The sequence below is a fragment of the Anaerofustis butyriciformans genome, from assembly GCF_036289385.1.
GTDB lineage: Bacteria > Bacillota > Clostridia > Eubacteriales > Anaerofustaceae > Anaerofustis > Anaerofustis butyriciformans.
On record NZ_JAYFFH010000010.1, the window covers coordinates 36,454 to 61,296 of the forward strand.

Here is a 24,843-nt window from a genome sequence, read left to right on the forward strand (position 1 = left end):
AGTAAAATTTTACTGATTATTTTTGATTAAAAATGATTAAAAATGATTGACAATAAACAAAAGTGGTGATATTATACGCTTATAAAAAGGAAGTGATAATATGCTGACAGAAAAAAGATATGAAAAAATTTTAGAAATTTTAGAAGAAAAAGGCATTGTTACAGTAAAAGAAATTACTGAAAGATTAAATTCTTCTGATGCAACAACAAGAAGAGATTTTAATGCTTTAGATAAAATGGGAAAACTTAAAAAAGTTCATGGTGGTGCAACAAAAATAACAAACAGCAGATTTGTTATTGAAGAAGAACCTATAAGTCAAAAGGAAAACATAAACAAGGAAGAAAAAGACACTGTTGGTAAATTTGCCGCATCTTTAATTGAAGAAAATGATTTTGTATATATTGATGCAGGAACTTCAACAGGAGAAATGATTAAGCACATAAGTGCAAAAAACGTTACGTTTGTTACAAACGGTCTTTATCATGCTTTAAATTTATCAAAGCTTGGTTACAAAGTTTTTATATTAGCAGGCGAAACAAGAGAAATGACAGGATCGGTAGTTGGGAGTGAAGCTGTAAAAAGCATACAAAAATACAACTTTACAAAAGGCTTTTTTGGAACAAATGGTATTGACTTAAATGCGGGATATACAACATATAAAGAAAGTGAAGGGCTTATAAAAGAAGCTGCTATAAAAAAATGTAAGGATGCATTTATTTTAACAGACAGTTCAAAATTTAATAAAATTGCCCCAATTACTTTTTCAAGTTTAGATAAAGCAACAATTATTACTTCTAATTCCGTTGATGAATTATTTATGGAAAAAACAAAAATAATGGAGGCAAAATAATGATATATACAGTTACATTTAATCCTGCGCTTGATTATGTAATGATTATAGACGAATTCAAAAGCGGTAATGTAAACAGATGTGAAAATGAATTTTTAAATCCTGGGGGAAAAGGAATAAATGTTTCTACCATGTTAAGTGAACTTGGTGAAGAAAATGTTGCCCTTGGTTTTATTGCAGGATTTACAGGCAGGGAACTTGTAAATAAATTAAATGAAAGAAATATTAAAACAAACTTCATAGAGTTAAAAGAAGGGTTAACAAGAATAAACGTAAAAATAAAAGGCAATATTGAAAGCGAAATAAACGCAAAAGGTCCTAATATTGACAAAGAGGATTTACAAAAACTTTTAAATCAAATAGATACGTTAAAAGATAACGATATCTTGGTTTTGGCAGGAAGTATTCCTTCATCTATAGATGATGATATATATGAACAAATTATGGAAAGATTAAGTGAAAAAAATGTTCATGTAGTTGTAGATGCAACAAAGGATTTACTTAAAAATGTACTAAAATATAAACCGTTTCTAATTAAACCTAATCATCATGAATTGGCAGAATTCTTTGATGTTAAGATAAATTCTGATGAAGAAATTGTGGAATATGCAAAGAAACTTCAAGAAATGGGTGCTGAAAACGTGCTTGTATCAATGGCTGCAGACGGCGCAATCCTTGTTACCAAGGAAAATGAAGTTATCAAAACAAATACTCCAAAAGGAAAGGTAGTAAATTCCGTAGGGGCTGGAGATTCCATGGTTGCAGGATTTATTTATGGGTATTTAAAAAATAAAGATTATAAGGAAGCTTTAAGATTCGGAAGTGCAGCAGGAAGTGCAAGTGCATTTTCAGAATCAATAGCTACAAAAGAAAAAGTAGAAGAATTATTAAAGGAGCTTTAGAGGGAAAATGAAGATTATTGATTTATTAAAAAAAGAAGGTATTGCCCTTAACCCTGAAGTTAAAGATAAACAAGAAGCAATAGATTTTCTTGTTGATTTAATGGATAAAACAGGCAATATATCAGACAAAGAAGAATACAAAAAAGGTGTTCTTGCAAGAGAAGCGCAAGGAACAACAGGAATCGGGGAAGGGGTAGCAATTCCTCACTCAAAAAATAAAGCCGTAAAACAAGCAGGCTTAAGTGCAATGGTAATAAAAGACGGCTTAAACTTTGAGTCTTTAGACGGACAAGATGCTTATTTATTCTTTATGATTGCAGCACCTGATACAGATGCTAACGTTCATTTGGAAGTATTAAGCAGACTTTCTACATTATTAATGGATGAAAATTTCAGACAAAGTTTAATTAATGCAAAAGATAAAGATGAATTCTTAGCAATGATTGATAAAGCTGAAAAAGAAAAATTCAAAGAAGAAGCTGAAGAAGAAGCTCAAAGTAACGATGGTTACTATGATGTATTAGCAGTAACGGCTTGTCCAACAGGTATTGCTCATACTTACATGGCTGCTGAAGCACTTGAAAAACAAGCCGAAAAAATGGGCATTAAAGTAAAAGTTGAAACTAACGGCTCAGGCGGAGTTAAACATAAACTTACAAGTGAAGAAATAGAACATGCAAAATGTATTATCGTTGCTGCCGACAAACAAGTTGAAATGGCAAGATTTAACGGTAAAAAAGTTATTCAAACAAAAGTTGCAAACGGAATTAATAAAGCAGAAGAACTTTTAACAAATGCTATGAACGGAAATGCTCCTGTTTATGAACATAGCGGAGAAGTAAAAGTTGAAAGTGAAGAAAAAGAAAGTATCGGTAGACAAATTTATAAACACCTTATGAATGGTGTATCTCATATGCTTCCTTTCGTTATTGGTGGTGGTATTCTAATTGCTCTTGCATTCTTATTTGATGATGCAAGTCTTGGTGCTGATACATTCGGAACAAATACTCCATTTGCAGCATTCTTAAAAACAATAGGTGATACAGCATTTGGATTTATGCTTCCTATATTAGCAGGTTTCATCGCTATGAGTATTGCAGATAGACCTGGACTTGTTACAGGTTTCGTTGGTGGTGCTCTTGCAAATGCTGGTGGTTCAGGCTTCCTTGGAGCTTTACTTGCCGGATTTATTGCAGGATATTTGATGATATTCCTTAAAAAAGTATTCTCAAAACTTCCTCATAGTTTAGAAGGAATGAAACCTGTACTTATTTATCCACTACTTGGTGTATTATTAATCGGTGCTATCATTACTTTTGTAGTAAATCCTCCTGTATCTTTACTTAATACAGCAATGACAAACGGATTAAATGCAATGGGTGAATCTTCAAAAGTAATTTTAGGTGTAATTCTTGGTGCAATGATGTCAATCGATATGGGTGGTCCTTTCAATAAGGCTGCATATGTATTCGGTACAGCATCTCTTACAACAGGAAGTTACGATATTATGGCAGCAGTTATGATTGGTGGTATGGTACCTCCTCTTGCAATAGCTCTTTGTGCAACTTTCTTTAAAAATAGATTCCCTAAAGAACAGAGAAGTTCTGCTCTTACAAACTATGTAATGGGACTTTCATTTATTACTGAAGGTGCTATACCATTTGCAGCTGCGGATCCACTTAGAGTAATTCCATCATGTGCTATTGGTGCTGGTGTTGCAGGCGGTTTATCAATGTTATTTAACTGTACACTTCGTGCTCCTCACGGAGGATTCTGGGTAATTGCCATAATTGGAAATCCTTTATATTATATACTTGCGTTAGCAATAGGGTCTTTTGTGGGAATGGCTTTACTTGCTATACTAAAAAAACCTGTTCATGATAAATAAAACCTAAATATAAAAAAGCTCGGTATATGCCGAGCTTTTTTATTATAATAAAGTTAATTATAAAATCGGTAAAATTCTTTTATATAAAGCAATGCGTTTATCATCAATATCCATATCTTCATGAAAATGACCAAAATAATGTTTTTTATATTCACAAGTTTTTTCAATTTTTTCAAGATATTTATTTAATTTGTATTCGTCTTTTAAACCTTTCTTAAAGATGTTTTTATTTATTGAGTAAGGTGCGGTGTGGCTTATTATGTAATCTATTTTATAATCATGTAACTTTAAATTCTTTAAACCTTCTTCATATTCTTTTTTATTTGGCATTTCTTCAGCCCACCAGGTTCTTCCGCTTTCTCTCATTGATTTGTCTATGGAGTTTCCTCCACCAAAAGTAAAGAATTTTTTATCTTCTATTGTATAAACTTGTCCTCTCATTAAATGGATTATACTTGGCTTTATAAATTGAACATTGCCTCCCATCCATTTTGTAACTTTATATCTTTTCAGTAAATCAAAATTTTCATGATTTCCGTCTACCCATAGTGTAGTAAAATTTTTATTTTCAAGTTTGTTAAGGTAAAAATTATCTCCTCTTCCGTTTCCCCAAGTTCCCCCAAAGTCTCCGCATATTATTAAATAATCATTTTTTGTCATATCTCTTTGTTCTGGGAAATACTTTTCTTCCAGTTTTTTTATATCAAGGGGAATATGGGTGTCTCCTGTAACGTATATCATATTTATACCTCATTTAATCGTAAATATATAAATCCTTTCAATTATTTATGGTTATCTTTTGTTATAAATGCTATAATAACAAATTGGATATAAATGTATTTAATGGAAAGGACATATTTAATGAATATATTATCAAAATTATCTAATAAAAACAAAGGAGTTATGTTTATTATTTTATCTTCCTTTTGCTTTGCGGCAATGAACGTTTTTGTAAGAATGGCAGGAGATCTTCCTTTCATTCAAAAAAGTTTTTTTAGAAATTTTATAGCGTTTTTTATAGCGTTATTTTTACTTCGCAAAAACGGAATAAAATTTGAAATGCCTAAAGGGTCTAGGTTAGATTTAGTTCTAAGAGCTACATTTGGAACCATAGGAATTTTTTGCAATTATTATGCAATAGACCATATGCTTGTAAGTGATGCTTCAATGCTTAATAAACTTTCACCTTTCTTTGTAATAATATTTTCTTATTTTATTTTAAACGAAAGAATAAAGCCATTTCAAGCATTATGTGTTTTAATTGCATTTGCGGGGGCTCTTTTTGTAATTAAACCTGGATTTACGGGAATGCCTATTTTCCCTGCTTTAATAGGTACAATGGGAGGGATGTGTGCAGGTATTGCTTATACATATGTAAGAAAGCTTGGAACTCAAGGTGTTAAAGGACCTTTTATAGTGTTCTTCTTCTCTGCTTTTTCATGCCTTGTATCTCTTCCTTATTTAATATTTGAATTTACTCCAATGAGTATGTATCAAATATTTATTTTGCTTTTAACAGGGCTTGCAGCCTCAGGAGGACAGTTTTTTATAACGGCAGCATATACTTATGCACCTGCGGGAGAAATCTCAATATATGACTACTCACAAATTATTTTCGCTACGTTCTTGTCCTTTGTTTTTTTAGGACAAATTCCGGATATGTTAAGCGTAGTTGGATATGTAATAATATGTATTGCATCAATAATAATGTTTTTATATAACAATAATAAAATAATGTTAAAGGAGAAATAAAATGGATTTACCAAAAGACCCAATAATACTTTTAAGTTTTATAAATACAAAACTAAGAGATTTTTATCCAAATTTGCATGAGCTTTGTATGGATTTATCAGTAGAAGAAACTGAAATAATAAACAAACTTTCAAGTGTAGGATTTGAATATAATAAAGAAAGAAATTGTTTTGAATAATTAAAAGCCAAACTATTTAGTTTGGCTTTTAATTATATAATTTAAGTAATAATAGAATGGAAATTACAAAAACCATTAAAATGGTAGCAAGGACTATTATTATTTTATCTGCTGTTTCTTTTTTTAATATTTTTGTAAATATATTATAAAATACTACACCAAGTAATCCTCCAAGTACATTTAGTATAATATCAGTAATATCACTTGCCCCAATTCCTAAGATATATTGTAGTATCTCAAAACTAAAGCTCGATATTAAAAATACAACAATGTTATTAAAATAAGATTTTTTTCTTTTTATATTGTATAAAATACCAAATGGGAAAAATAAAATAATGTTTCCCGTTAAGTCTAGTCTGTTTACTATTCCATTAAACAAGTCATTAAAGGGTATTAAATTAATGCTTCTTGAAAAATATCTATTATTAGAAAAAAGTTCAACAGGGTTTACATACTTAAATAAAATTTGAGAAAATAAAAAATAAACATAAAAAATTATTAATAAAAATAATAGAATATTCCATAATGATAATTTCTTCATAATATTATCCTTCCTTTTGCTAGTAATATAACAAAAAGTTTTTAGGATAATATTTAGAAAAAATTAAAATTGTATGAATTGTAAAGTTAATTTAAAGAAGGGAAGATGTTATTTAGGAAAGGTAAGTATCTATGATAAAATTTAACGATTAGTCCTACTAATACAGCTGATATTATAGTTCCAATTCCTATACCGTTCATTCCTCTAAAGAATAGAAAAGATAAAATTGTAGCACTTGACATTAATGTTACATCAAATATTACTTTAATTGTTCCAAATTCTTTTTTAGTTACGGTTGATATTGCGCTTACTATTCCTTCTCCCGGAACCATAATAACTTTAGGTAAAACTTCAAGAGTAATTCCGAAAGCAAGAATTGCACATCCTAAAATTAAAAATATTCCTTTTGTTATAAAAGTTTGTGGATTTAAAAAATAAAGCATATTCATGCTTATATCAATAAATAAACTAAATACTATATTAACCACTATTTGTAAAAGTTGTATGATTTGAAAATTTTTACGAAGAAGAATAATTTGTATGATAATAAATAACATATTCATTATAAATGTAAATTCTCCAAGAGTAGGAGTAAATTTAAGGCTTAATACACAAGGAAGACTGGAAATAGGTGATGTTCCAAGTGCTGCTTTTGTAATAAAAGCAATACCAAAGGAATTTATAATAACTCCGATAATGAAAACAAGATATCTTTTAAATAAACTTTCTTTTGCCATGTAATTATCAACTCCTTTTTTAATATATTATAAATTAATTATATCAAAATTTATGAGTTTATGGAATAAAAAGTAATAAAATATAATATAGTTTAATATATTTTCATCGTTTACAATAAATTTGCTCATATGAATAAATGAAATAAAACGTTTGATTACCATATTAATTATTTTGATTGTGGTGTATTGTTTATGGTTTTGCTTTTTAAAAACATATAAACACCTATAAAAATTATTATTCCTCCGATAATTTGATAATAGAATATTTTTTGTGAAAATATAATATAATCATAAAAGGCTGCAAAGATAGGTCCTAAAAGATTTATTACGCTTACGGTTGTTGCCGAAACATATTTAACAGCAATATTGAATATTGCATGTCCAAGCATTGTGCAGAAAATACATAAACCAAAACAGTTTAAATACATTTCTTTTGGATAACCTGTAAAAGGAGTTTTGGTAATTATGGCAATTAAACCTAATACTATGCTGCAAACACTAAACAAAATAAAGAGGAAAGTATATTCCTCTATATCTTTAAGTGCTTTCTTTGAACATAAAAGATATGCACAAAAGAACAATGCAGTAAATAAAGAGATAACAAATCCAATAAAAGAACCTCCTTCTTTTGAACTAAGTAAGGTAAATATTCCTATGAAAATAAGACCTAAAATAGCAATAATCATTGCATTTATGCCTTTTTTATTTATTTTTTCCTTAAAAAGAAAATATGATGCAACGGCTATTGTTATAGGTTGTAGTGCGCCTGTGATAGTTGATATAAACCCATTTGTATACATAAGTGAAGAAAAATAACAAAAAAAATGAAGAGCCATAAAAATACCGCCAAGCAAGCAGTATTTTAGGTTATGCCATTTTAGGTCTAAAGAATGATTTCTTTGTCTATAAAAAACAAAAGGAACCATAATAAGAGCAGAAAAGCTCAATCTATAGAACCCAATTATTATAGGCATACCTCCATAACTTAATGCATTTCTTGTAAAGATTACTGCCGTATTTGCAAAAAGAACAGAAAGAATTAATATGATATAAAATTTTTTACTATTATTCATTGCCTAAACTCTTATTAAATTTTAAGCCACACACCCACCATCGACATGATAGAATCAAGTGCTTACTCGAGTATGGACTCAAATCAGGTGATTTCGGGGCACATCATAGCACTTACTTACCACTGCTTGCTCTCGCACCTGATGGAGTTTGTAAGGTATAATTGCACGAAGCCCAATTCTCAACATCCATAAAGGAGTGCTAACCTTAATTGTATCAGCCTCAAAGCGGGAATTCAGTCTTGCTATAGCGGATTGCAAGTACAGGGCACCGCTAACTCCCCACTTAGTGTGGCTTATTAATTATAAATTTTTTAAAAGGTTAAGTCAAGGGAAAAGGGAAGAATAATATTTATATATTAAATATGGTATATAAATAAAATATTGAAATTTTATATATTTATAATTTTATGTGATTATTTGTTCTATTTGAATGAAAAAGCAGAGGGGGCTCTGCTTTTTAATTTATATCTTTTATTTCATTTTTCTTGATTTCAGGGAGTATCGTTAGAAGCATTGTTATGAAACAGGCCGCTCCTCCGATAAAATTCGATATTGGTTCAGCCCAAAATACTCCGTTTACATGGTAAGAAAAGAATTTTGGTAAAATAATAGTTAAAGGTACAACAATGATAACTTTTCTAAATATCGAAAAGAATACCGCATGTTTTGATTTTCCTAGGGATACAAAGACTTTTTGTCCTGCAAATTGAAGAGCCATCATGAAAAATCCAAAGAAGTAAATTTCAATAGCAGGTATGCTTTTTGAAATTAAATTTGGGTCATGATTGAATATTTTTATAAATATATCCGGAAATTCTATTACCACAAACCATGCTATGAAAGTATATAAAATACATGTTATACACATGAATTTTATTGCTTTTTTTAAACGGTCGTATTTTTTTGCTCCGTAGTTATAGCTTAATATAGGTCCTGCTCCGTCTGTAAGCCCCATTACGGGAAGAGTGAATATTTCTCTGATGGAATTTAATATGGTCATTACACCAACATATAAATCTCCTCCGTATACTTGTATGGTAGCATTGCATACTACTTGTACGGTGCTGTTAGTAACGGCCATAATAAATCCCGACATTCCAAGACCTATAATTTTTTTTATTCTGTTTAATTTTAATTTCATTGTTTCTTTTGTAAGTTTTATGAGAGCTTTTTTGCTTGTTAAAAAATGGAGTACCCATATGCTAGAAAGAAACTGAGATATAATAGTTGCAGTTGCGGCACCTTTTACACCCATGTTTAGATAAAATATAAAGAAAGGATCAAGTATTATATTTACTCCTGCACCAAAAAGAGATGTTAACATTCCTATTTTTGCGAAACCTTGTGCATTAATAAAACTGTTCATTCCAAGGCTGGTCATTACGAAAATATTTCCAAGCAGATATATAATTATATATGCACTTGCAAAGGGATATGTTGCGTCACTTGCTCCAAATAAATATAATATAGGTTTATGAAAAGTGATTCCTATTACTGTAAGAAATAAAGCAACGATAATCATCATTACAAAAGCATTTCCCATTATATTACCTGCTTCTTCATCGTTCCCTCTGCCTCTTTCCATAGAAAACAAAGGAGTTCCACCGATGCTGAATAAGTTTGTAAATGCCGTTACAATCATGATTATCGGAAAACAAAGCCCAAGTCCAGTAAGGGCAAGTGTTCCTGTTTGTGGTATTCTTCCTATGTAAATTCTGTCTATCATGTTGTAAAGAAGGTTTATAAGTTGTGCCATTGTCATTGGTATTGCAAGTTTTAGTATATGTTTTGACACACTTCCTTCGCCAAAGTTTGCTGTATTATTCATTGTTCCTCCTTTGGTTTATTATTTATAATTCTATTATATACCTTTACAAAATTTTTACAAAATGAGTAATGAAAATTTATTTTCTTCCTTTTATTAGTTTAAATATAAAAAACGAAAGTAAATTTTACTTCCGTTTTTTTATTGTTATGATATTTTAATTTATAAAACAAATTTATATTTTACATGAATTGTAGGTGATATTAATAATGCATTGATTTATAAAAATCAGTACCTGCCGATAATACTTTTACGTTTTTAAAACCATTTGCTTTAAGTGTTCGCATTGCATTATATGAACGTACACCTATTTTACAATAAGTTATTATAGTTTTATTTTTATCAAGTTCTGAAAATCTTTTTCTTAGCTGTCCAAGAGGTATATGATAAGAAGGATCAATTTTATACATAGCTCTTTCAAAGTCTTCTGTAACATCTAAAATGATAAAATCATCGCTACCTTCTTTAATCATTTCATCAAGTTCATCATATTCTATAAAATCTACCATATTGTTTAGAACATTTTCTGCCACATATCCAAGCATATTTACAGGATCTTTTGCTGATGAGAATGGAGGAGCATATGCAAGTTCAAGATTTTGTAAATCATAAATTGTTGCATTTAATTTCATTGCTGTAGCCATAACATCAATTCTCTTGTCTACACCTTCTTTTCCAACTATTTGTACTCCGAATATTTTACCTTTTTTATCAAAAATCATTTTTAAAGTAATAAAGTTTGCATTTGGATAATATCCTGCATGAGATTTTTGGTTAATTATTATTGTATGATAATCTTTATTTTTTTCTTTTCCCATTAATTTAAGTTGTTTTTCGTTAAGACCTGTTGCGGCTGCATTTAAACCGAATATTTGAGCAATGGAAGTTCCCATGCTGCCGCTATATTCTTTATCTTCACCTGTTAGATAATCCGCAAGGATTCTTGCTTGTTTGTTTGCAGGTCCTGCAAGAGGAATCATTGTTTTATCTTTTGTTATAAAATTAGTAACTTCAATAACATCTCCAAGAGCATAAATGTCTTCTTTTGATGTTTTCATATGTTCATCAACAACAATACCGCCTCTTTGATTAAGTTCTAATCCTGCATCTTTTGCAAGAAGACTATTAGGTTTTACTCCTATTGAAAGTATTACCATGTCACTTTGTACTCTTTTACCGCTTTGAAGTAAAATATTTAATTGTTCTTTTTCTTCCTTAAAAGCTTTTACTCCATCTTTTAAAATTAAATTTATGCCTTTTGATATTATTTCTTCATGGAGAAGATTTGCCATTTCAATATCAAGAGGTGCCATAACCTGATCCTGCATTTCTATTATTGAAACTTCAATGCCTTGTTTTGCAAGATTTTCTGCCATTTCAAGCCCAATAAAACCTCCGCCTATAACACTTGCTTTTTTAGGTTTATTGTTAGTAATAAAAGATTTTATTTTGTCAGTATCGTTTATGTTCCATAAAGTAAATATTTTTTCATTATCTATTCCCTCAATAGGAGGTTTTATAGGACTTGACCCAGTTGAAATAATTAGTTTATCGTATTTTTGATAATATTCTTCGTTTGTTATTAAGTCTTTTACTTTGACTTGTTTGTTATCTTTATCTATTTCTATTACTTCGTTTTTAATTTTTACATCTATGTTAAATTTGTTTTTCATTGCTTCTGGTGTTTCCAAAAGTAAATTTGCTCTTTGATTTATTACATCTCCTATATAGTAAGGAAGTCCACAGTTTGCAAAAGATATATAATCTCCTCTTTCAAATATGATGATATTTGCATTTTCTTCTTTTCTTCTTAATCTTGCAGCTAAAGTTGCTCCGCCCGCAACTCCTCCTATAATAACAATATTTTTCATGATAATATTTTCTCTCCTTTGATTTTATGAATTAATTATATATTAAAATAAAATTTATTTCGGTGACTTAATCACATAAGCAATTTATTATTTATAAAAAATGTAATTAATGTTTTACAATATAAAAGAAATTTATATAAAAGAATTAAAATATCTATTTAAATAAATTATGAAAGAAAAATGAAACTTTGAAATATACAAGTAAATAATTAAATATAAACTTTTTAGAACTAAAGTTTTATGCTATAATTAAGCGGATATTATTTATTAAAGGGGTAAAAATATGGAATTAAAAAATAAATCAATGCTTGCCGATTTTTCACTTTTGATTATGGCATTAATATGGGGAAGTGGATTTATATTTACAAAAAATACATTGGATTCATTAACAGGAATTCAGCTAATATTTATTAGATTTTTAATAGCATTTGTAACGCTTTTTATTTTTAATATTAAAAAACTTAATTTGATAAAAAAATCTACAATATATAAAAGTATAATTATAGGTTTTGTTCTTTTCCTTGGATTTGCATTCCAAACTTATGGACTTGTGGAAACTTCGGCTGGTAAAAGTGCATTTTTAACTGCTGTATATGTTGCAATAGTTCCGTTTATAGCTATGTTTATAGGTGATAATAAACCTGAAAAACATAATTTCTTAGCGGCTTTTCTTATGATAATAGGGATATTCTTCCTTACTATGAATCCAAAGGAAGGATTTAGTATAAACTATTATGACGGGATTACTCTTATAGGTTCTGTTTTTTGGGCTTTTCATGTGTTTTTTGTGGGGCATTTTTCAAAAGTAGAAGACCCTATAATCCTTTGTATGATGCAGATGTTTTTTGCGGGTGTGTTTGCTTTTATTTTTCTTGTTTTCAACGGTGAAATTTCAACATTTAACATAACCGGAAGCACAATGCCCACTTTGCTCTATTTGGGAGTTGTCGGTTCTGCCATTACTTTTGTTATTCAAAATGTTGCCCAGAAATATACATCACCCACTCATGCGGGAATACTTATGAGTATGGAAAGTGTATTTGGAACAATATTAGGTATTATTTTCCTTAATGAAGTTTTTACTATGCAAATGCTTGTGGGAGCTGTTATAATATTTACGGCTTTAATTTTGGCTGAAACAAAATTTGAGTTTTTAAAGAAAAAAACTTTAAAAGAGTAATGTTAAAGGAGAATTATGATAAATACAATTTTTGTTGAAGAAATAAAAAAAATAGTCGGTGAAGAAAATGTTTTGTTAAACGAGCCGATGAAAAAGCACACAACATTTAGAAGTGGTGGAGAAGCTGAATTATATATAAATGTTTTAAGCAGTGAAAATTTAGTTGAACTTATTAAATACCTTAAAGAACATAATATAGAATATATTGTTCTTGGGAGAGGAAGTAATGTTCTTGTTAAAGATGGAGGAATAGATTCAGTTGTTATAAGTACTTCTATGATGAAAAATTTATCTGTTAAAGATAATATAATAGAAGCAGATGCTGGAGTTTCTCTTGCTTTAATTGCAAACGAGGCTTTAAAAAACGAACTTGAAGGTTTTGAGTTTGCAAGCTGTATCCCCGGAAGTCTTGGGGGAGGCGTTTTTATGAATGCCGGTGCCCATGGTGGAGAATTAAAAGATGTACTAGTAGATGTTACTGTTTTTGATGGAAAAGATATAAAAGTGCTTTTACCTGATGAGCTTGATTTGAGTTATAGACACAGTAATGTTGAAGAAAAAGGATATGTTGTTCTTTCGGCAAGAATAAAACTTAGAAAAGGCGATACGGAAAAGATTAAAAATAAAATGGCAGAAAATAAAGAGTATAGAGTAAATGCTCAGCCAATGGAACCCTCAGCGGGGAGTACCTTTAAACGACCTGAAGGATATATTGCAGCAAAACTTATTGATGATGCAGGACTTAAGGGTTTTCATGTAGGTGATGCTTACGTAAGCGAAAAACACGCAGGTTTTATTGTTAATAAAAATAAAGCTAAAAGCAGAGATATTCTTGAAGTTATTGATTATGTGAAAAAGGAAGTATACAATAAATATAACGTAATGCTTGAAGAAGAAGTAAGAATCATAGGTAAAGATTCTTAGGAGGTATATTATGAATTATGCTGATTTTAAAGTTATAAAAGATAAACTGGAAAGAAGAGCCAAAATATTATCAGTTTTTCCTATATTTATATTTTTGGCTATGATATTTCAAATAGTGCTTTTAATTGTTCAGGTAAACACAAGAGCAACATGGTTTAATTTTGTACTTGTGGATCAATTGTTTTCCAATGCACGTATTTTTGCGGGGGTTGACAATATTGTTCTTTCGATTATGTTTTACGGGGCAGTTGCATTGTGCGTATTGATAATCGGATGCTGTGCGTACTTTTGTTATAAAAATATAAGAGCATCGTATTCCGTATTAATATTTTTATACTTGATAGATTCTCTTATTGCCGTATTATCTATCGATTATGTTCAAATCGGTGTGCATTTTGTATTTTTGTGCTTTCTTGTGTACGGAAGAAGAACTTTAACACACCTTAACAGTATTCCCAAAGAAGTATGGGGATATGGTAAATAAAAAAGAGCTTTTTGCTCTTTTTTTATTTGAATTTTACGGCAGTTCCATAGGCCAATATTTCAGCTTTTTCCTTTATTCTAGGTGATGAGGCATATCTTATGCTGATTATTGCATCTGCCTGTTTGTTTTGTGCAACTTTGACCATGTTTTTTGTTGCGTCTGCTCTTGCTTTGCTAAAACTGTTTGTTTGAATTCCTTCGCCTCTTACCATTCCCAATATTTCCAATTCTTTACCCGGAATTGTCTCTGTGGTTGTCAACATAATATCGTTCTTCATGGGTTACTCCTTTTTGTTTTTTATATTTTAAACTATACACTATATTTGCTTGTTAAGGAAGAGGATATATTATTTTATTTTTAATTAAATGATAAAATAATAAATAAAATAATAAATAAAAAAGAGCCTATTGTTTAGCTCTTTTATTTGAATTTTACAGCTGTTCCATAAGCGAATACTTCTGCAGCTCCTTGCATTATCGCAGATGAAGCATATTTTACGGCAACTATTGCATCTGCTCCCATATTTGTTGCTTCCATAATCATTCTTTTTGTTGCCATAGCTCTTGATTCGTCCATCATTTGGGTATAAGACTTAAGTTCTCCTCCAACAAGATTTTTAAATGTTTGAGAAATGTCTTTACCTAAGTTTTTTGTTTGAATACATGAACCTTTTACAAGCCCAAGTGTTTCAAATTCTCTGCCTTCGATTTTTTCAGTAGTTACTAAGATCATCTTCTTCTCCTTCCTCTATTTCCTTTAATCTTTCAATTACAACATTAATCATTGTTTTTATTAAAAATATCAATATTAAAGTTATAATTACTTTAAAAATTAAAGAAATATTTAAAAATATGATTGATAATATATATATTATAAGAAGAATACAAATAAGTATTCCAATTATAATAGGTGCTATTTTTTCTTTGTTTTTATCTTTCACTTTTTCACCTAAAAAATTATATCTTCAAGAAATCTGTTTCTTATATCGTTTATTTGTTTATTTGTAACGTCACATGATAATAAATAATTTTCAAAAGAAGAATATTCATCCATTATATATTCTATTGTTGCATCTATAAATTCGGGTTTTGATAGAAATACTCTTGATTTTGTTATGTTATATTCTCTTACAAAATCAGGATCTTCTCCCATATATGTATGTGAAACTTGATAGTTTGCAACTATGTCTTTTAAGCTTACGTTTGCAATGCCAAGAAGCAGCATTGAAACAATTCCAGTTCTGTCTTTTCCTGCGGTACAGTTAAATATAAGTCCTCCATTTAGGTTATTTGATATTATATCAAATATGTCTTTGATTGCTTTTTTATTAGACAGTCTTTTTATATATCCTTGTATCATATCAAAGTAGCCGTCTTCTTTTGTTATGTCTGCCTGCATATCTTTTACGCTTAGTGGCACATTATAATATTTTATGCCGTCTATATTTTTTAGTTTACTTGGTTTTTCTTTAACTTCTTCTTCACTTCTTAAATCCAGCACTGTTTTTATACCGTATTTAATCAGAAAATCAATATCTTCGTTTGTTATAATGCTTAAAGATGAAGAACGTATAAATTCTTTATATTTTGTTATTTTTTTATCTTTTGTAATATAACCACCAAGGTCTCTTGTGTTTTGGGTTCCTTTTAAAGGAAGTGTTCCGGAAATATTTAAATCTTTAATATTCATTTTAATTTTTCCTTTTTGTTTTATTGTATCATAAAAATTTTGTTTATTATGTCTTTTGTTAATTCTTTAGATTATTTTAGAAAAATTTAATATGTATTTTACTGTTTCATTATAAAAGTTTAAAAAATATGGTTATTTAATTTGTAAAAAATATTAATTATGATTTTGGGTTTTAGTGTTATAATTATTATAACCAGTTATATTAACAGTTATATTTTTTATCAAAGAGAGGTAGTAAAATGGGCGATATTATATTTAAAAATGAAGATATTAACTTAAAGGAACACAGACGTGTAAGCAAAAATACGGGAAATGTTACTTATGAAATGCATCTTGTGGATGATGAAGATACAAAAATGATGGTAAAAATAATGATATACCCAAAAGGAGTTTTTACACCTTGGCATACTCATGACTGCGCTCATGGCATGTATGTAATAAAAGGAACATTATACACGAACTTAGGGGATTTTGAAGCGGGAAGTTTTGTTTGGTTTAAAGAAGGAAGTAAGGCTTTTCACGGAAGTAAAGATGAAGATGTTGAAGTGTTGTTTATAACAAATAAAGAATTCAATATAAATTACTTATAAAAAAGAGCATTTTAAATGCTCTTTTTTCTCATGTCTATTATTTGTATATTGTAGTTTTTTAATTTTTCTAAAAATATATTGTAGCCTATATCATCATTTTCTATTTTTAATACAGGATTATTGTCAATAAATAAAATTGTTGCCATGTTGATAATTCTGCATGAAGTGAATTGATAAAAATAAAAAGTGTTTCCCTTTGAATCCGTTATTCTTTCGTCTTCTACTATTACTTTTCTGTTTATGGCTTTTTGAACTGAAAAAAGATTCATTATTATTACAAATATAAACAGTACATCCCATATTATAGAATCATGAAATATAAGACCTTGTTTGTATAATGCAAATCCGGCTACAACCAAAATTAATATTACTGTGTGAAATACTACTTTTGATTTTGGTTTTTTCATTATGAAATAGTCTTTATTATTTATTGTTTCTGTCTTTTTATTTACTGTTTTATTCATATATTTTGTCCATAAAGAAAAACAAAACATTCCTAAAAATATTCCTATTATTGTTGCGATAATACTCATTTTTTACTCCTTAAGTGTTATATCTATTTTAACCGGATTGTGGTCTGCAAAATTAAACTTTGTATCTATTGTTTCTATGTTGTTAAGTTTTATGTTTGGAGAAAGTATAAAACCGTCAATTACATGATACTGCGTGTTTGGGCTTTTTTCATCAAATTCTTCATTTAATAATCTTGATGTAGGCGTCTTGTCATCGGTAACTATGTTCCATCCTTTTAAAAATTCCTCTATATCAAGTTTTCCCGGTTTAAAGTGTTCATCTTTTATAAGAGGATATTTATTTATGTTAGTGTTTGGAAAAATTTGATTAAAATCTCCGCCTGCTATACAGTAATTCCCTTTTTCGTATTCTGTTTTTAAAATATCCGTAAGTATCTTTGTTTGTTTTACTTTCCCTTCTCCCTTGTCATATGCTTCCAAATGTAGATTTACTAAAATAAGTTCTTTTTTAGAGTTTTCTATCTTAACTCTTTCAACAAGAAGACATCGTTTTAATTGGCATAATCTTATTGGATATTTAAAAGAAACAGGAAGAGAATATCTTTTTGCCGAAATTGTTTCATAAGGGTTTAGAGTTAATATTCCGCTTTCAACTTTTCCAATGGTGTCTTTTATTGGGTATGGGATATATTTACATGAAAAATTTTTAGCAAAATAAGATGTCTTTTTAAATACTTTTGATAAGTATCTTACTTGGTTTGTATTATATCCTCTTTTTGACTTTGTGTCTATTTCTTGTATAAAAATTATGTCAGAACCTGTTTTCCTTATATTTTCTTCAATCCCTTTAAGGTTTCTTATTACCATTTTTTTTGATTCGATTCTGGTTCTTTTCCCTCCGTCCATGAAAAAATCACTGTCGGCACTGTCGTTACAGTATCCTATATTATATGTAAGAACACTTAAAGAATCGTTAATATGAAGTTCTTGTTCTTCGTCTTTTCTTATAAGAAGTGCATCTTCTCTTTCTTCAGGTTTATATTCATTTATTGTTAAGTATAATAGTAATATCAAAAAAATTATTATAAGTACGCTCATTAAAGCTGTTATTATTATGAATATCATTTTAACTCTCCCTTTTTATAAATTATATCACAAAAAAATAAAAGAAGAATATATCCTCTTTTATTTGTATGAATTGATATTTTTTAATTTTTTGCTTTTGATCTTTTCCATGTAATGTTCTTTTGATTCAATTATTGCACACCACTTATCAACCAAACATATTATAATTGCTTCTTTACTTTTGGGAATAGCTCTAAAGGTTAGTGGCCACATGTGAGAATGTATAATATTTTCTTCCTTTTTTGTTAAATCAAAATGTTTTTTTGCATTTTCAAGTGCTGCTTTAGGATGATTAAATCCATGCATTCCTTTTCTTTCTACTGTTTTATTATGCCAGTCATAAAGATAGAAATCATGTAGCATTGCACCTCTTAAAAGTTGTTTTTCCTGTATTTTTAAATTGAATTTTTTTGATAAAATATAACTGTATAAAGCAACATTTAGAGAGTGCGCATATGTTGTTGTTCCTCCATGCTGTCTATATCCTTGCATTTTTTGTACTTCTTTATGGGAAATTATTTCTTTTATTTCATTAAAGAAAATTCTTTTTTCTTCTCTTGTCATTTCTTTAAACCACCTTAAAAGTATTATATTATATTTTTTATATTAATACATATATATTATGAACTTCTTAAGAAAAAATTATAAATTTTTTAAATTTTAAATAAAAAAAATTTCAAAAAGATATTGACAGATTTTATTTTTTTATATATAATAATAAAGCTTTATGAATCTGCGGATGTGGCGGAATTGGCAGACGCGCTAGACTTAGGATCTAGTACTTCGGTGTGGGGGTTCGACTCCCTTCATCCGCACCATTTAACAAAACGTTGAAAACCTTAGTATAAAGGGATTTCAACTTTTTTATTTTATGCAATAACACATTTTATAACACACTTTAATAATTTAATGATTTAAGGTGTGTTATTTATTTGTTTTTAAGATGTCATAAAATCGACTATTTATGCTTTTACTTGCTTCAAGTGTTTCATTGTCTATTGCATGGCCATAAATATCTAAGGTTTTCATATTAGGGCTATGACCGACAAAGTCTTTAAGAATTGATATAGATAAATTATCTTTATTTAAACTTATAAACGTATGACGGAGTTCATGCAATGTGTGTCTTGATAGTTTATTGTATAATGCATATTGTTTAAACCTGCTTGATAAAAGTTTAGGGTTTGTTCTTTCTCCATATTGATTACAAAATATATAATCACTATTAATATTAAATTGTTGTTTTTGTTCTTTTAAAATATCAACGGCAATATTTGGAAGAATAAATGAACGTTGAGCATTGTCAGTCTTTCCTTGTGTTTCCTCTTCATACTCATTTACAGCTCTATTTACATATAAAATATTATTACCGTTTATATCTCTTACAATATCCGACCATTTAAGCCCAATTATTTCACCTCTACGTAGCCCTGTAACAACTGCAAATCTATAAGCATATATAAAGATATCCTTTTGCTTTTTCCCGTAGTAGAGGGTATAAGAAGAGTTAAAAAGCTTATATATATCATTAGGCTGCAAAGTTCCTTTTTGTGTTTTCTTTTTTGCTTTCTTGTTTACCTCTAAAAACTCCGGATTTAATGTTGTAAGTTTATTTCTTCTTAAATACTTCATGAATGGTAAGATTGTTTTCCTTGTTTCGTCTATGTAATTATAGCCTTTACCTAACTTATACATATAATCTAATACGTTTTGTAAGTCCTGTTCCGTCAGTTTAGATATTTTCTTTTTGCCTATCTTTTTATTTATGTACAGTTTAAAGTGACTTTTAATATTTGTTAGTCTGCTTGTACCAACTCTTAAGGCTTGATATTCTATAAACTCTTTGCTTAATTGTTCAACTGTTTGGTTGTTGTTTGCTATATTGTTTTCTAACCACTCATCAGCCTTATTATTTGCTTCTATTTGACCTCTACGTCCTTTTGTTGAACTATAAAAGCTTTTACGTATGCCCTCCTTTTGAACGTTAATTTGCCAACGTTTGTACTTTTGTGACCATGTAGCCGTATTAATTCTTTTTGCCATTTTTTTACTCCTTAATTTAATTTTATAGAGTGCTTATATTCATGGTATAAAAATAACACTCCTTTCATGTTCGAAGTTTGTTCGCTTGATTTTAGAGTGCCATTGACTTATAATATATTTGTTTCATTATTGTGTCAATGACACTTATTTTAAACTCTTTTACCTTTGCCGAGGTAGAGGAGTTTTTTATTTAATATATTTCTCTATGCTATTAACTGGTATTCTAACAGTCATATCACCATAGCCTTCTTCTATTTCTGCTTTAACTTGTATTTTTTGATTGATGTTGATGTGTTTAGCGGCATCCTTTGGTAAATGTCCGATTTTACCACTTCTATCAACCTTTGCATCTTTAGGTGATTCGTATGTAACTAATATTGCATTAGGATCATATGGATTATCAGGTTCAGCTTGGAGTGTTAGTATTAAATTATGATATTGATAACCTCCAACATTCCATATGCCACCATTATCTCGTATAGTATTACTTAAAATATAATATGCATCTGTATAATTTGTTCCTACAACGGGTAAATATTTAGCATTTATTTTACGTTGTTTCTTTTGCTGTTCAATCTCATGTTTAATTTTTATAGGGGTTTCCTCCTCAGGTTCTTGTTGTTCTGCTTTTATTTTTTTGTTCTTTAGCATATCTAAGTGTTGATATTTATCTATTAGTTCAAGTTTGTTTTTAACAAGATTTTCATCATTAGGAGAGAGTTCAAGTTCGCTTTCATTTTCTTGTAACAAAATCATTGTATTGTTAATTTCTTCTTCAATTTCTTCAATAGAAAAGTTTTTATAGACTTGTAAATCTGAATATCTGAATAATGGTTTTCTTGGTAGCTTGGGGATATCTATAATATCTTCTACTTTAACATCATTTTCTAATTCTGTTTTATTTGTTTGGATATTATTTGAAGAAAAAGTAGCTTTTTGATTATGCAGTTGCTTGTCCAAATCTTTTATTTTGTTTATATTCTTAAATAGTTTTTTAATAAGAAAATAAATAATATAAACCATTAAACATAAAAATGCTATTAAAGTTAAATTTGCTGCAAGGTCTGTATTTATAAACGAAGTTATCGCAAGAATAACAAAAACAGCTAAAACTATAATTAAAATTGATTTTCCTTTTTTCATAATTCCTCTCCTCCATGTTTTATAACTTTAATAAAATAGTTTTGTTAATTATTTAATTTTTATAACTTGCTGCAGAATCCGACCGCCTTACCAATAATTCTTATATCTTTCATGTCCTCTTCCTTTAATTCAATAGGTTTAAAAGTTGGGTTTTCTGCTCTTAATATAATTCTTCCCGGTACTTTGTAAACTCTTTTAAGAGTTGCTTCGTTATCGATAAGTACTGCAGCAATTTCTCCGTCTTCAACATCAGGTTGTTTTTTTATAAAGACCAAGTCACTGTCATATATCCTTGCATTAATCATGCTGTCTCCTTTACACCTTAAACAAAAATCAGCTTTAAGGCTCTTTTCTACATTAAAATATCCGTCAATATTCTCATTTGCAAGGATTGGTTCTCCGCAAGCAATGGTACCAATAATAGGTAGAGGCTCCATTTTAGGTACTGGTATGATATTATCAATTTTAAGATAATCTTCTTCATCAGACCATCCCATTAATTCTGATGGTGTAGTTTTTAAAGCCTTTGCAAATTCTAATATTTTAGATTGTGACAAATCTACATTGCCTTTTTCTATTTTTGCAATTGAACTTCTATCTGTATAGCCAACAAGTTTAGCTAATTGTTCTTGGGACATACCTAATTTTTTTCTTTTTTCTTTTATATTCAAATATAATGGTAACATTTTTTACTCCTTTTTACCTAATATATCATAAGTGTGAATTAAATTCAATAAATTTGTTAAAAAATATTGACATTGTAAAAATAACATGATATATTATGGTTGTGAATTAAATTCAACAAAAGGAGGTGCGAAAAATGACAAACACAAAAGCTTTTATTAAAAAAAAATTTGAATCTGGATTATCTTACTCTTACTTAGCAAAAAAAATAGGCATATCAAGAGAAGCTTTATATAAAAAAAGAGATAATGTAACTGAATTTAAAGCATCTGAAATAGCTATTTTAACAAAAGAAATGAAATTATCTAAAGAAGAAAGAGATAATATTTTTTTATCTATATAAGTGAATATAATTCACTATAAAAATATAAAAAAGATAGGAGTTGAAAAAATGGATTGGTTTTTTGTAGCTATAACATTATTTTGTATTATAGCAATAATAATAAATGCAACTTTGTTACAAAAATATGAGGGTGCATTAAATCCTATTTTATGTGCAGTTATTGTATTTATTATGTGGGGAATATGGGCATTATTTTATATCTATAAATTTAGATAATCCAATTGATAAATTTTCTAATAAAGGTTTAGCTTTTTCATATTCTTTATTAATTATTAGTTTGTTTAACTTAATTATTTGAGATTGTAAACTTTTATCAGAGACATACATAAGAACACGTTCTTTGTATAGTTTAAAATCATCATCTTTATAATAATCTTCATAAATTTTTGAAGTTGCATTTTCAATATATTTATCAATGACGTCCATTTTTCTAAGTTGAAATAATTCAATTTTTTTGATTTTTAATTGATATCTTGAATTAATTAATGGACCAAGTATTGTCGATGTAACAGAAATAATTAAAGCTATGCCGGAAATAATTGCTGTAATGCTTAGTGTCATAGTAGTTAACTCCTTTTTATAAATTAATAAGATAAAAACTGTTAATTATAAGTATAGGAGAAAAGAAAATAAAAATCAATATTAGAAAGAGAGGAGTAGGAGTTAATTATGGATAAAGATATTAAAAAGAAATTTGAAGAATTGGAGAAAAGAGTAACCGTTCTTGAAGAAAAAGAAATGAAACGGTCACTCGCAATGAAAAATTTTTCTAAAGATTTTGAAGATGTTATAACTAGTCGTCTTCAAGAAGATTAAGGAAGAGGTAAAAGAATGTATCCTGGAACATTAATATACTTAATTATAGTTGTTGTTGCTGTTATATGCCTGTTTATAATGAAAAAAATAGATCCTGATGCGTTTTGGGTTTATTTTGGATGGGTAATATTCAATTTGATTTTAGGTTTGTTTTTACTTAACCCGTGGAGGATTTTTTCTTAAATCGTTACATATTGAATTGAATATATCTACTGCTTTTTTACCGTCATATGAGTATGGGTTTAAAATAGAATGTAATTCAAGCATTTTGTCAGCAGTTTCTTTGTTTACATATATTAATGCTTCGCCATAATGTTGACCATACTCGGGAGCATAATCACTGTCTGCAGATAAGATACGTTTACCTGTTGAAGAAATATATTTTTCTATTACTTCTGCTTTATGTTCAATATAAAAACGTCGCTTATACATTCTTGTTTCATGAACAACATTAATAATTGATGTGAGTATAGGAGTTAGAATGGAAATAAGCAGAGATATGCCCATGATTATAATTTCTGGATTTTGTTTTACATAATTTATCATGTTTTGTTTTCCTTTCTATATTTGTAATTTAAGTATAGGAAAAAACAAAATAAAAATCAATATTAGAAAGAGAGGAGTAGGAGTTAATTATGGATAATGACATACAAAATCTATTTTTGAATTTAAAGGTGAAAGATGAAAGCAACAGAGATGTTCTATATCTAAATGATATGGAATTAAAAGGTGTTGAAAGTTTCTTAATAAAAAAGAGTTCCGACACACCTTACAGAATGGCAGAACTTGAACTTAAACTTATGGTTATATTTGATTAGAAAAATATGTTGTTGCAATTTGAGATGCTAAAGAAATTATTGTCGGTAAAGATTCACAACCTATCTGTTTAATTTTTCTCCAAATTTTTTTGTTCCTTGTATTGGCAACAAATTCATGTCCAAGTGGAGATAAATCATGACAATAAAGAGTATTATATGAATCTGCTTGACGAAATCCATCAATTAATTTAGCTTTTGAACATTGTATGAAATGATAAATTATAGTTTCTTTATCATATTTATTATTCATGCTTTCTGACAATGTGTTAGAGTTAATTACAATTATATTTGTACCTTTTGAACGTTCTTCAACATATAAAAGGACATCTCTAATACAGTCTATATTTAGTTTCATGATTAATATTTTCCTTTCTTAAATACTTGCTGTATTTCAGCTGTAATTTAAGTATAGGAGAAAAGAAAATAAAAATCAATATTAGAAAGATAGGAGGTACAAAAGCTTGGGAAATATAGAAAAAAAAATTATTGTTGAAAGCAATATAAAAGAAATAGAAAGTAAGCTAGAAAAATTTAGTGATTTACTCATAGAGACTAATAAAATGTTGGAGGAATTAGCCTCTATGAAAGTTAAGGTATTTTTTTACACAACTAACGAATAGTAACATTGGTTATTGTGCCACATCTTGGGCATGTTACTATTCCTGGAGTAGCTTTGAATGTACATCCACATAAAAACGATGTCAATAAAATAATTTGTAATATCAAAAAAGGAGCAAATAAATGTCAATAGGAAAGAAAATAAGAGAACTTCGAGAAAAAAACGGTGTTTCAACCTTAACTTTGGCAAAGGAAATAGGTGTAAGTCAAAGGGCTATAGAGTACTGGGAGAGGGAAAAGAGGGTGCCTAGAATAGAAAGCATTAAAGCTATTGCCGACTATTTCAATATAAGTTT

Annotated in this window: 34 protein-coding genes, 1 tRNA gene and 1 other RNA gene; 16 read left to right on the top strand and 20 right to left on the bottom strand. The window is 28.7% G+C overall.

The window, feature by feature from the left end; all coding sequences use genetic code 11:
* Positions 1-100: 100 nt before the first annotated feature.
* From V2W16_RS10545 to V2W16_RS10555, 3 genes are read left to right on the top strand one after another with little or no spacing between them, the layout of a single operon-like run.
* Complete coding sequence (locus V2W16_RS10545) at positions 101-850, top strand: DeoR/GlpR family DNA-binding transcription regulator (RefSeq protein WP_329385601.1); 750 nt, start codon at positions 101-103, stop codon at positions 848-850.
* A complete protein-coding gene (gene pfkB, locus V2W16_RS10550) occupies positions 850-1,752 on the top strand; it encodes a 1-phosphofructokinase (protein ID WP_329385604.1) in 903 nt (300 codons plus the stop codon). The genes V2W16_RS10545 and pfkB overlap by 1 nt, the downstream gene beginning before the upstream one ends.
* Positions 1,753-1,759: 7 nt before the next feature.
* Entirely contained in the window at positions 1,760-3,640 is a 1,881-nt protein-coding gene (locus V2W16_RS10555) for a PTS fructose transporter subunit IIABC (protein ID WP_138269360.1), read from the top strand.
* A gap of 57 nt (positions 3,641-3,697) precedes the next feature.
* Here V2W16_RS10555 and V2W16_RS10560 read toward each other — a convergent pair whose 3' ends face one another.
* Complete coding sequence (locus V2W16_RS10560) at positions 3,698-4,381, bottom strand: metallophosphoesterase family protein (protein ID WP_329385608.1); 684 nt, start codon at positions 4,379-4,381, stop codon at positions 3,698-3,700.
* A 120-nt stretch (positions 4,382-4,501) separates the two neighbouring features.
* Here V2W16_RS10560 and V2W16_RS10565 point away from each other — a divergent pair, with 120 nt between their 5' ends.
* Positions 4,502-5,392 carry a DMT family transporter gene (locus V2W16_RS10565; protein WP_329385611.1) on the top strand — a complete coding sequence of 297 codons (891 nt, stop codon included), beginning with the start codon at positions 4,502-4,504 and terminating at the stop codon, positions 5,390-5,392.
* A 1-nt stretch (position 5,393) separates the two neighbouring features.
* Positions 5,394-5,570 (top strand): DUF4250 domain-containing protein, encoded by a 177-nt coding sequence (locus tag V2W16_RS10570; RefSeq protein WP_329385614.1) that lies wholly within the window; start codon positions 5,394-5,396, stop codon positions 5,568-5,570.
* Between the two features lie 28 nt (positions 5,571-5,598).
* On the opposite strand, the gene V2W16_RS10575 is transcribed toward V2W16_RS10570, so the two are convergent.
* From V2W16_RS10575 to V2W16_RS10600, 6 genes are all read right to left on the bottom strand, one after another.
* On the bottom strand, positions 5,599-6,111 hold the full coding sequence (locus tag V2W16_RS10575) for a VanZ family protein (protein ID WP_329385617.1): 513 nt from the start codon (positions 6,109-6,111) through the stop codon (positions 5,599-5,601).
* An 86-nt stretch (positions 6,112-6,197) separates the two neighbouring features.
* Positions 6,198-6,848 carry a YczE/YyaS/YitT family protein gene (locus V2W16_RS10580; RefSeq protein WP_329385620.1) on the bottom strand — a complete coding sequence of 217 codons (651 nt, stop codon included), beginning with the start codon at positions 6,846-6,848 and terminating at the stop codon, positions 6,198-6,200.
* Between the two features lie 167 nt (positions 6,849-7,015).
* Positions 7,016-7,921: a DMT family transporter gene (locus V2W16_RS10585; protein WP_329385623.1), complete on the bottom strand. Its 906-nt coding sequence runs from the start codon at positions 7,919-7,921 to the stop codon at positions 7,016-7,018.
* 26 nt (positions 7,922-7,947) lie between these two features.
* Positions 7,948-8,213, bottom strand: an RNA gene (gene ffs / locus V2W16_RS10590) — signal recognition particle sRNA large type.
* A gap of 165 nt (positions 8,214-8,378) precedes the next feature.
* Positions 8,379-9,749 (bottom strand): MATE family efflux transporter, encoded by a 1,371-nt coding sequence (locus tag V2W16_RS10595; protein WP_329385626.1) that lies wholly within the window; start codon positions 9,747-9,749, stop codon positions 8,379-8,381.
* Positions 9,750-9,949: 200 nt separating this feature from the next.
* Positions 9,950-11,617, bottom strand: a complete 1,668-nt coding sequence (locus V2W16_RS10600) for a CoA-disulfide reductase (RefSeq protein WP_329385630.1) — start codon at positions 11,615-11,617, stop codon at positions 9,950-9,952.
* A 283-nt stretch (positions 11,618-11,900) separates the two neighbouring features.
* Between V2W16_RS10600 and V2W16_RS10605 the strand changes: the two genes are divergently transcribed.
* From V2W16_RS10605 to V2W16_RS10615, 3 genes are read left to right on the top strand one after another with little or no spacing between them, the layout of a single operon-like run.
* Positions 11,901-12,797 carry a DMT family transporter gene (locus V2W16_RS10605; protein WP_329385633.1) on the top strand — a complete coding sequence of 299 codons (897 nt, stop codon included), beginning with the start codon at positions 11,901-11,903 and terminating at the stop codon, positions 12,795-12,797.
* A gap of 15 nt (positions 12,798-12,812) precedes the next feature.
* Positions 12,813-13,721 (top strand): UDP-N-acetylmuramate dehydrogenase, encoded by a 909-nt coding sequence (gene murB / locus V2W16_RS10610; RefSeq protein WP_329385636.1) that lies wholly within the window; start codon positions 12,813-12,815, stop codon positions 13,719-13,721.
* A 10-nt stretch (positions 13,722-13,731) separates the two neighbouring features.
* Positions 13,732-14,205, top strand: a complete 474-nt coding sequence (locus V2W16_RS10615) for a hypothetical protein (RefSeq protein ID WP_138269269.1) — start codon at positions 13,732-13,734, stop codon at positions 14,203-14,205.
* A gap of 22 nt (positions 14,206-14,227) precedes the next feature.
* Here the strand turns inward: V2W16_RS10615 and V2W16_RS10620 are convergent, their stop codons facing one another.
* From V2W16_RS10620 to V2W16_RS10635, 4 genes are all read right to left on the bottom strand, one after another.
* Positions 14,228-14,467 (bottom strand): heavy metal-binding domain-containing protein, encoded by a 240-nt coding sequence (locus V2W16_RS10620; protein ID WP_256476263.1) that lies wholly within the window; start codon positions 14,465-14,467, stop codon positions 14,228-14,230.
* 158 nt (positions 14,468-14,625) lie between these two features.
* Positions 14,626-14,937 carry a YbjQ family protein gene (locus tag V2W16_RS10625; RefSeq protein WP_329385641.1) on the bottom strand — a complete coding sequence of 104 codons (312 nt, stop codon included), beginning with the start codon at positions 14,935-14,937 and terminating at the stop codon, positions 14,626-14,628.
* Positions 14,918-15,145, bottom strand: coding sequence for a hypothetical protein (locus V2W16_RS10630; RefSeq protein ID WP_329385643.1), 228 nt, complete (start codon positions 15,143-15,145; stop codon positions 14,918-14,920). Before V2W16_RS10630 ends, V2W16_RS10625 begins: the two co-directional genes overlap by 20 nt.
* 8 nt (positions 15,146-15,153) lie before the next feature.
* Positions 15,154-15,894 carry a tyrosine-protein phosphatase gene (locus tag V2W16_RS10635; protein WP_329385646.1) on the bottom strand — a complete coding sequence of 247 codons (741 nt, stop codon included), beginning with the start codon at positions 15,892-15,894 and terminating at the stop codon, positions 15,154-15,156.
* 239 nt (positions 15,895-16,133) lie between these two features.
* Between V2W16_RS10635 and V2W16_RS10640 the strand changes: the two genes are divergently transcribed.
* Positions 16,134-16,484 carry a cupin domain-containing protein gene (locus V2W16_RS10640; protein ID WP_329385649.1) on the top strand — a complete coding sequence of 117 codons (351 nt, stop codon included), beginning with the start codon at positions 16,134-16,136 and terminating at the stop codon, positions 16,482-16,484.
* A gap of 11 nt (positions 16,485-16,495) precedes the next feature.
* Here V2W16_RS10640 and V2W16_RS10645 read toward each other — a convergent pair whose 3' ends face one another.
* Genes V2W16_RS10645 through V2W16_RS10655 form a run of 3 tightly spaced genes read right to left on the bottom strand, consistent with a single transcriptional unit; the run spans position 16,496 to position 18,646 of the window.
* On the bottom strand, positions 16,496-17,017 hold the full coding sequence (locus V2W16_RS10645; RefSeq protein WP_329385652.1) for a hypothetical protein: 522 nt from the start codon (positions 17,015-17,017) through the stop codon (positions 16,496-16,498).
* Between the two features lie 3 nt (positions 17,018-17,020).
* Positions 17,021-18,082 (bottom strand): exonuclease/endonuclease/phosphatase family protein, encoded by a 1,062-nt coding sequence (locus V2W16_RS10650; RefSeq protein ID WP_329385654.1) that lies wholly within the window; start codon positions 18,080-18,082, stop codon positions 17,021-17,023.
* Positions 18,083-18,142: 60 nt separating this feature from the next.
* The gene (locus tag V2W16_RS10655; protein WP_329385657.1) at positions 18,143-18,646 is read right to left on the bottom strand and encodes an HD domain-containing protein; all 504 of its coding nucleotides are present in this window, start codon (positions 18,644-18,646) and stop codon (positions 18,143-18,145) included.
* Positions 18,647-18,817: 171 nt separating this feature from the next.
* On the opposite strand from V2W16_RS10655, the gene V2W16_RS10660 reads away from it, so the two are divergent.
* Positions 18,818-18,900 (top strand) — tRNA-Leu (locus V2W16_RS10660).
* 106 nt (positions 18,901-19,006) lie between these two features.
* Here the strand turns inward: V2W16_RS10660 and V2W16_RS10665 are convergent.
* The 3 genes from V2W16_RS10665 to lexA form a co-directional block, all read right to left on the bottom strand.
* The gene (locus tag V2W16_RS10665) at positions 19,007-20,125 is read right to left on the bottom strand and encodes a tyrosine-type recombinase/integrase (RefSeq protein ID WP_329385661.1); all 1,119 of its coding nucleotides are present in this window, start codon (positions 20,123-20,125) and stop codon (positions 19,007-19,009) included.
* Positions 20,126-20,311: 186 nt separating this feature from the next.
* Entirely contained in the window at positions 20,312-21,268 is a 957-nt protein-coding gene (locus tag V2W16_RS10670) for an HIRAN domain-containing protein (RefSeq protein ID WP_329385664.1), read from the bottom strand.
* A gap of 59 nt (positions 21,269-21,327) precedes the next feature.
* Positions 21,328-21,954 carry a transcriptional repressor LexA gene (gene lexA, locus V2W16_RS10675; protein WP_329385667.1) on the bottom strand — a complete coding sequence of 209 codons (627 nt, stop codon included), beginning with the start codon at positions 21,952-21,954 and terminating at the stop codon, positions 21,328-21,330.
* 134 nt (positions 21,955-22,088) lie between these two features.
* Between lexA and V2W16_RS10680 the strand changes: the two genes are divergently transcribed.
* Together V2W16_RS10680 and V2W16_RS10685 are read left to right on the top strand one after the other, a co-directional pair.
* Complete coding sequence (locus V2W16_RS10680) at positions 22,089-22,295, top strand: helix-turn-helix domain-containing protein (RefSeq protein WP_329385670.1); 207 nt, start codon at positions 22,089-22,091, stop codon at positions 22,293-22,295.
* A 48-nt stretch (positions 22,296-22,343) separates the two neighbouring features.
* Positions 22,344-22,511 (top strand): hypothetical protein, encoded by a 168-nt coding sequence (locus V2W16_RS10685; protein ID WP_329385673.1) that lies wholly within the window; start codon positions 22,344-22,346, stop codon positions 22,509-22,511.
* On the opposite strand, the gene V2W16_RS10690 is transcribed toward V2W16_RS10685, so the two are convergent.
* A complete protein-coding gene (locus V2W16_RS10690) occupies positions 22,485-22,856 on the bottom strand; it encodes a hypothetical protein (protein ID WP_329385676.1) in 372 nt (123 codons plus the stop codon). The genes V2W16_RS10685 and V2W16_RS10690 overlap by 27 nt on opposite strands.
* Before the next feature lie 108 nt (positions 22,857-22,964).
* On the opposite strand from V2W16_RS10690, the gene V2W16_RS10695 reads away from it, so the two are divergent.
* Positions 22,965-23,111, top strand: coding sequence for a hypothetical protein (locus tag V2W16_RS10695; RefSeq protein ID WP_329385679.1), 147 nt, complete (start codon positions 22,965-22,967; stop codon positions 23,109-23,111).
* A gap of 153 nt (positions 23,112-23,264) precedes the next feature.
* Here the strand turns inward: V2W16_RS10695 and V2W16_RS10700 are convergent, their stop codons facing one another.
* On the bottom strand, positions 23,265-23,657 hold the full coding sequence (locus tag V2W16_RS10700) for a hypothetical protein (RefSeq protein ID WP_329385682.1): 393 nt from the start codon (positions 23,655-23,657) through the stop codon (positions 23,265-23,267).
* Between the two features lie 89 nt (positions 23,658-23,746).
* On the opposite strand from V2W16_RS10700, the gene V2W16_RS10705 reads away from it, so the two are divergent.
* On the top strand, positions 23,747-23,929 hold the full coding sequence (locus V2W16_RS10705) for a hypothetical protein (protein ID WP_329385685.1): 183 nt from the start codon (positions 23,747-23,749) through the stop codon (positions 23,927-23,929).
* On the opposite strand, the gene V2W16_RS10710 is transcribed toward V2W16_RS10705, so the two are convergent.
* Positions 23,916-24,284 carry a DUF2513 domain-containing protein gene (locus V2W16_RS10710; RefSeq protein ID WP_329385689.1) on the bottom strand — a complete coding sequence of 123 codons (369 nt, stop codon included), beginning with the start codon at positions 24,282-24,284 and terminating at the stop codon, positions 23,916-23,918. The genes V2W16_RS10705 and V2W16_RS10710 overlap by 14 nt on opposite strands.
* Positions 24,285-24,390: 106 nt before the next feature.
* Between V2W16_RS10710 and V2W16_RS10715 the strand changes: the two genes are divergently transcribed.
* Complete coding sequence (locus V2W16_RS10715; protein ID WP_329385692.1) at positions 24,391-24,549, top strand: hypothetical protein; 159 nt, start codon at positions 24,391-24,393, stop codon at positions 24,547-24,549.
* A gap of 121 nt (positions 24,550-24,670) precedes the next feature.
* A partial coding sequence (locus V2W16_RS11210; RefSeq protein WP_425353965.1) for a helix-turn-helix transcriptional regulator occupies positions 24,671-24,843 on the top strand: 173 nt, incomplete at its 3' end.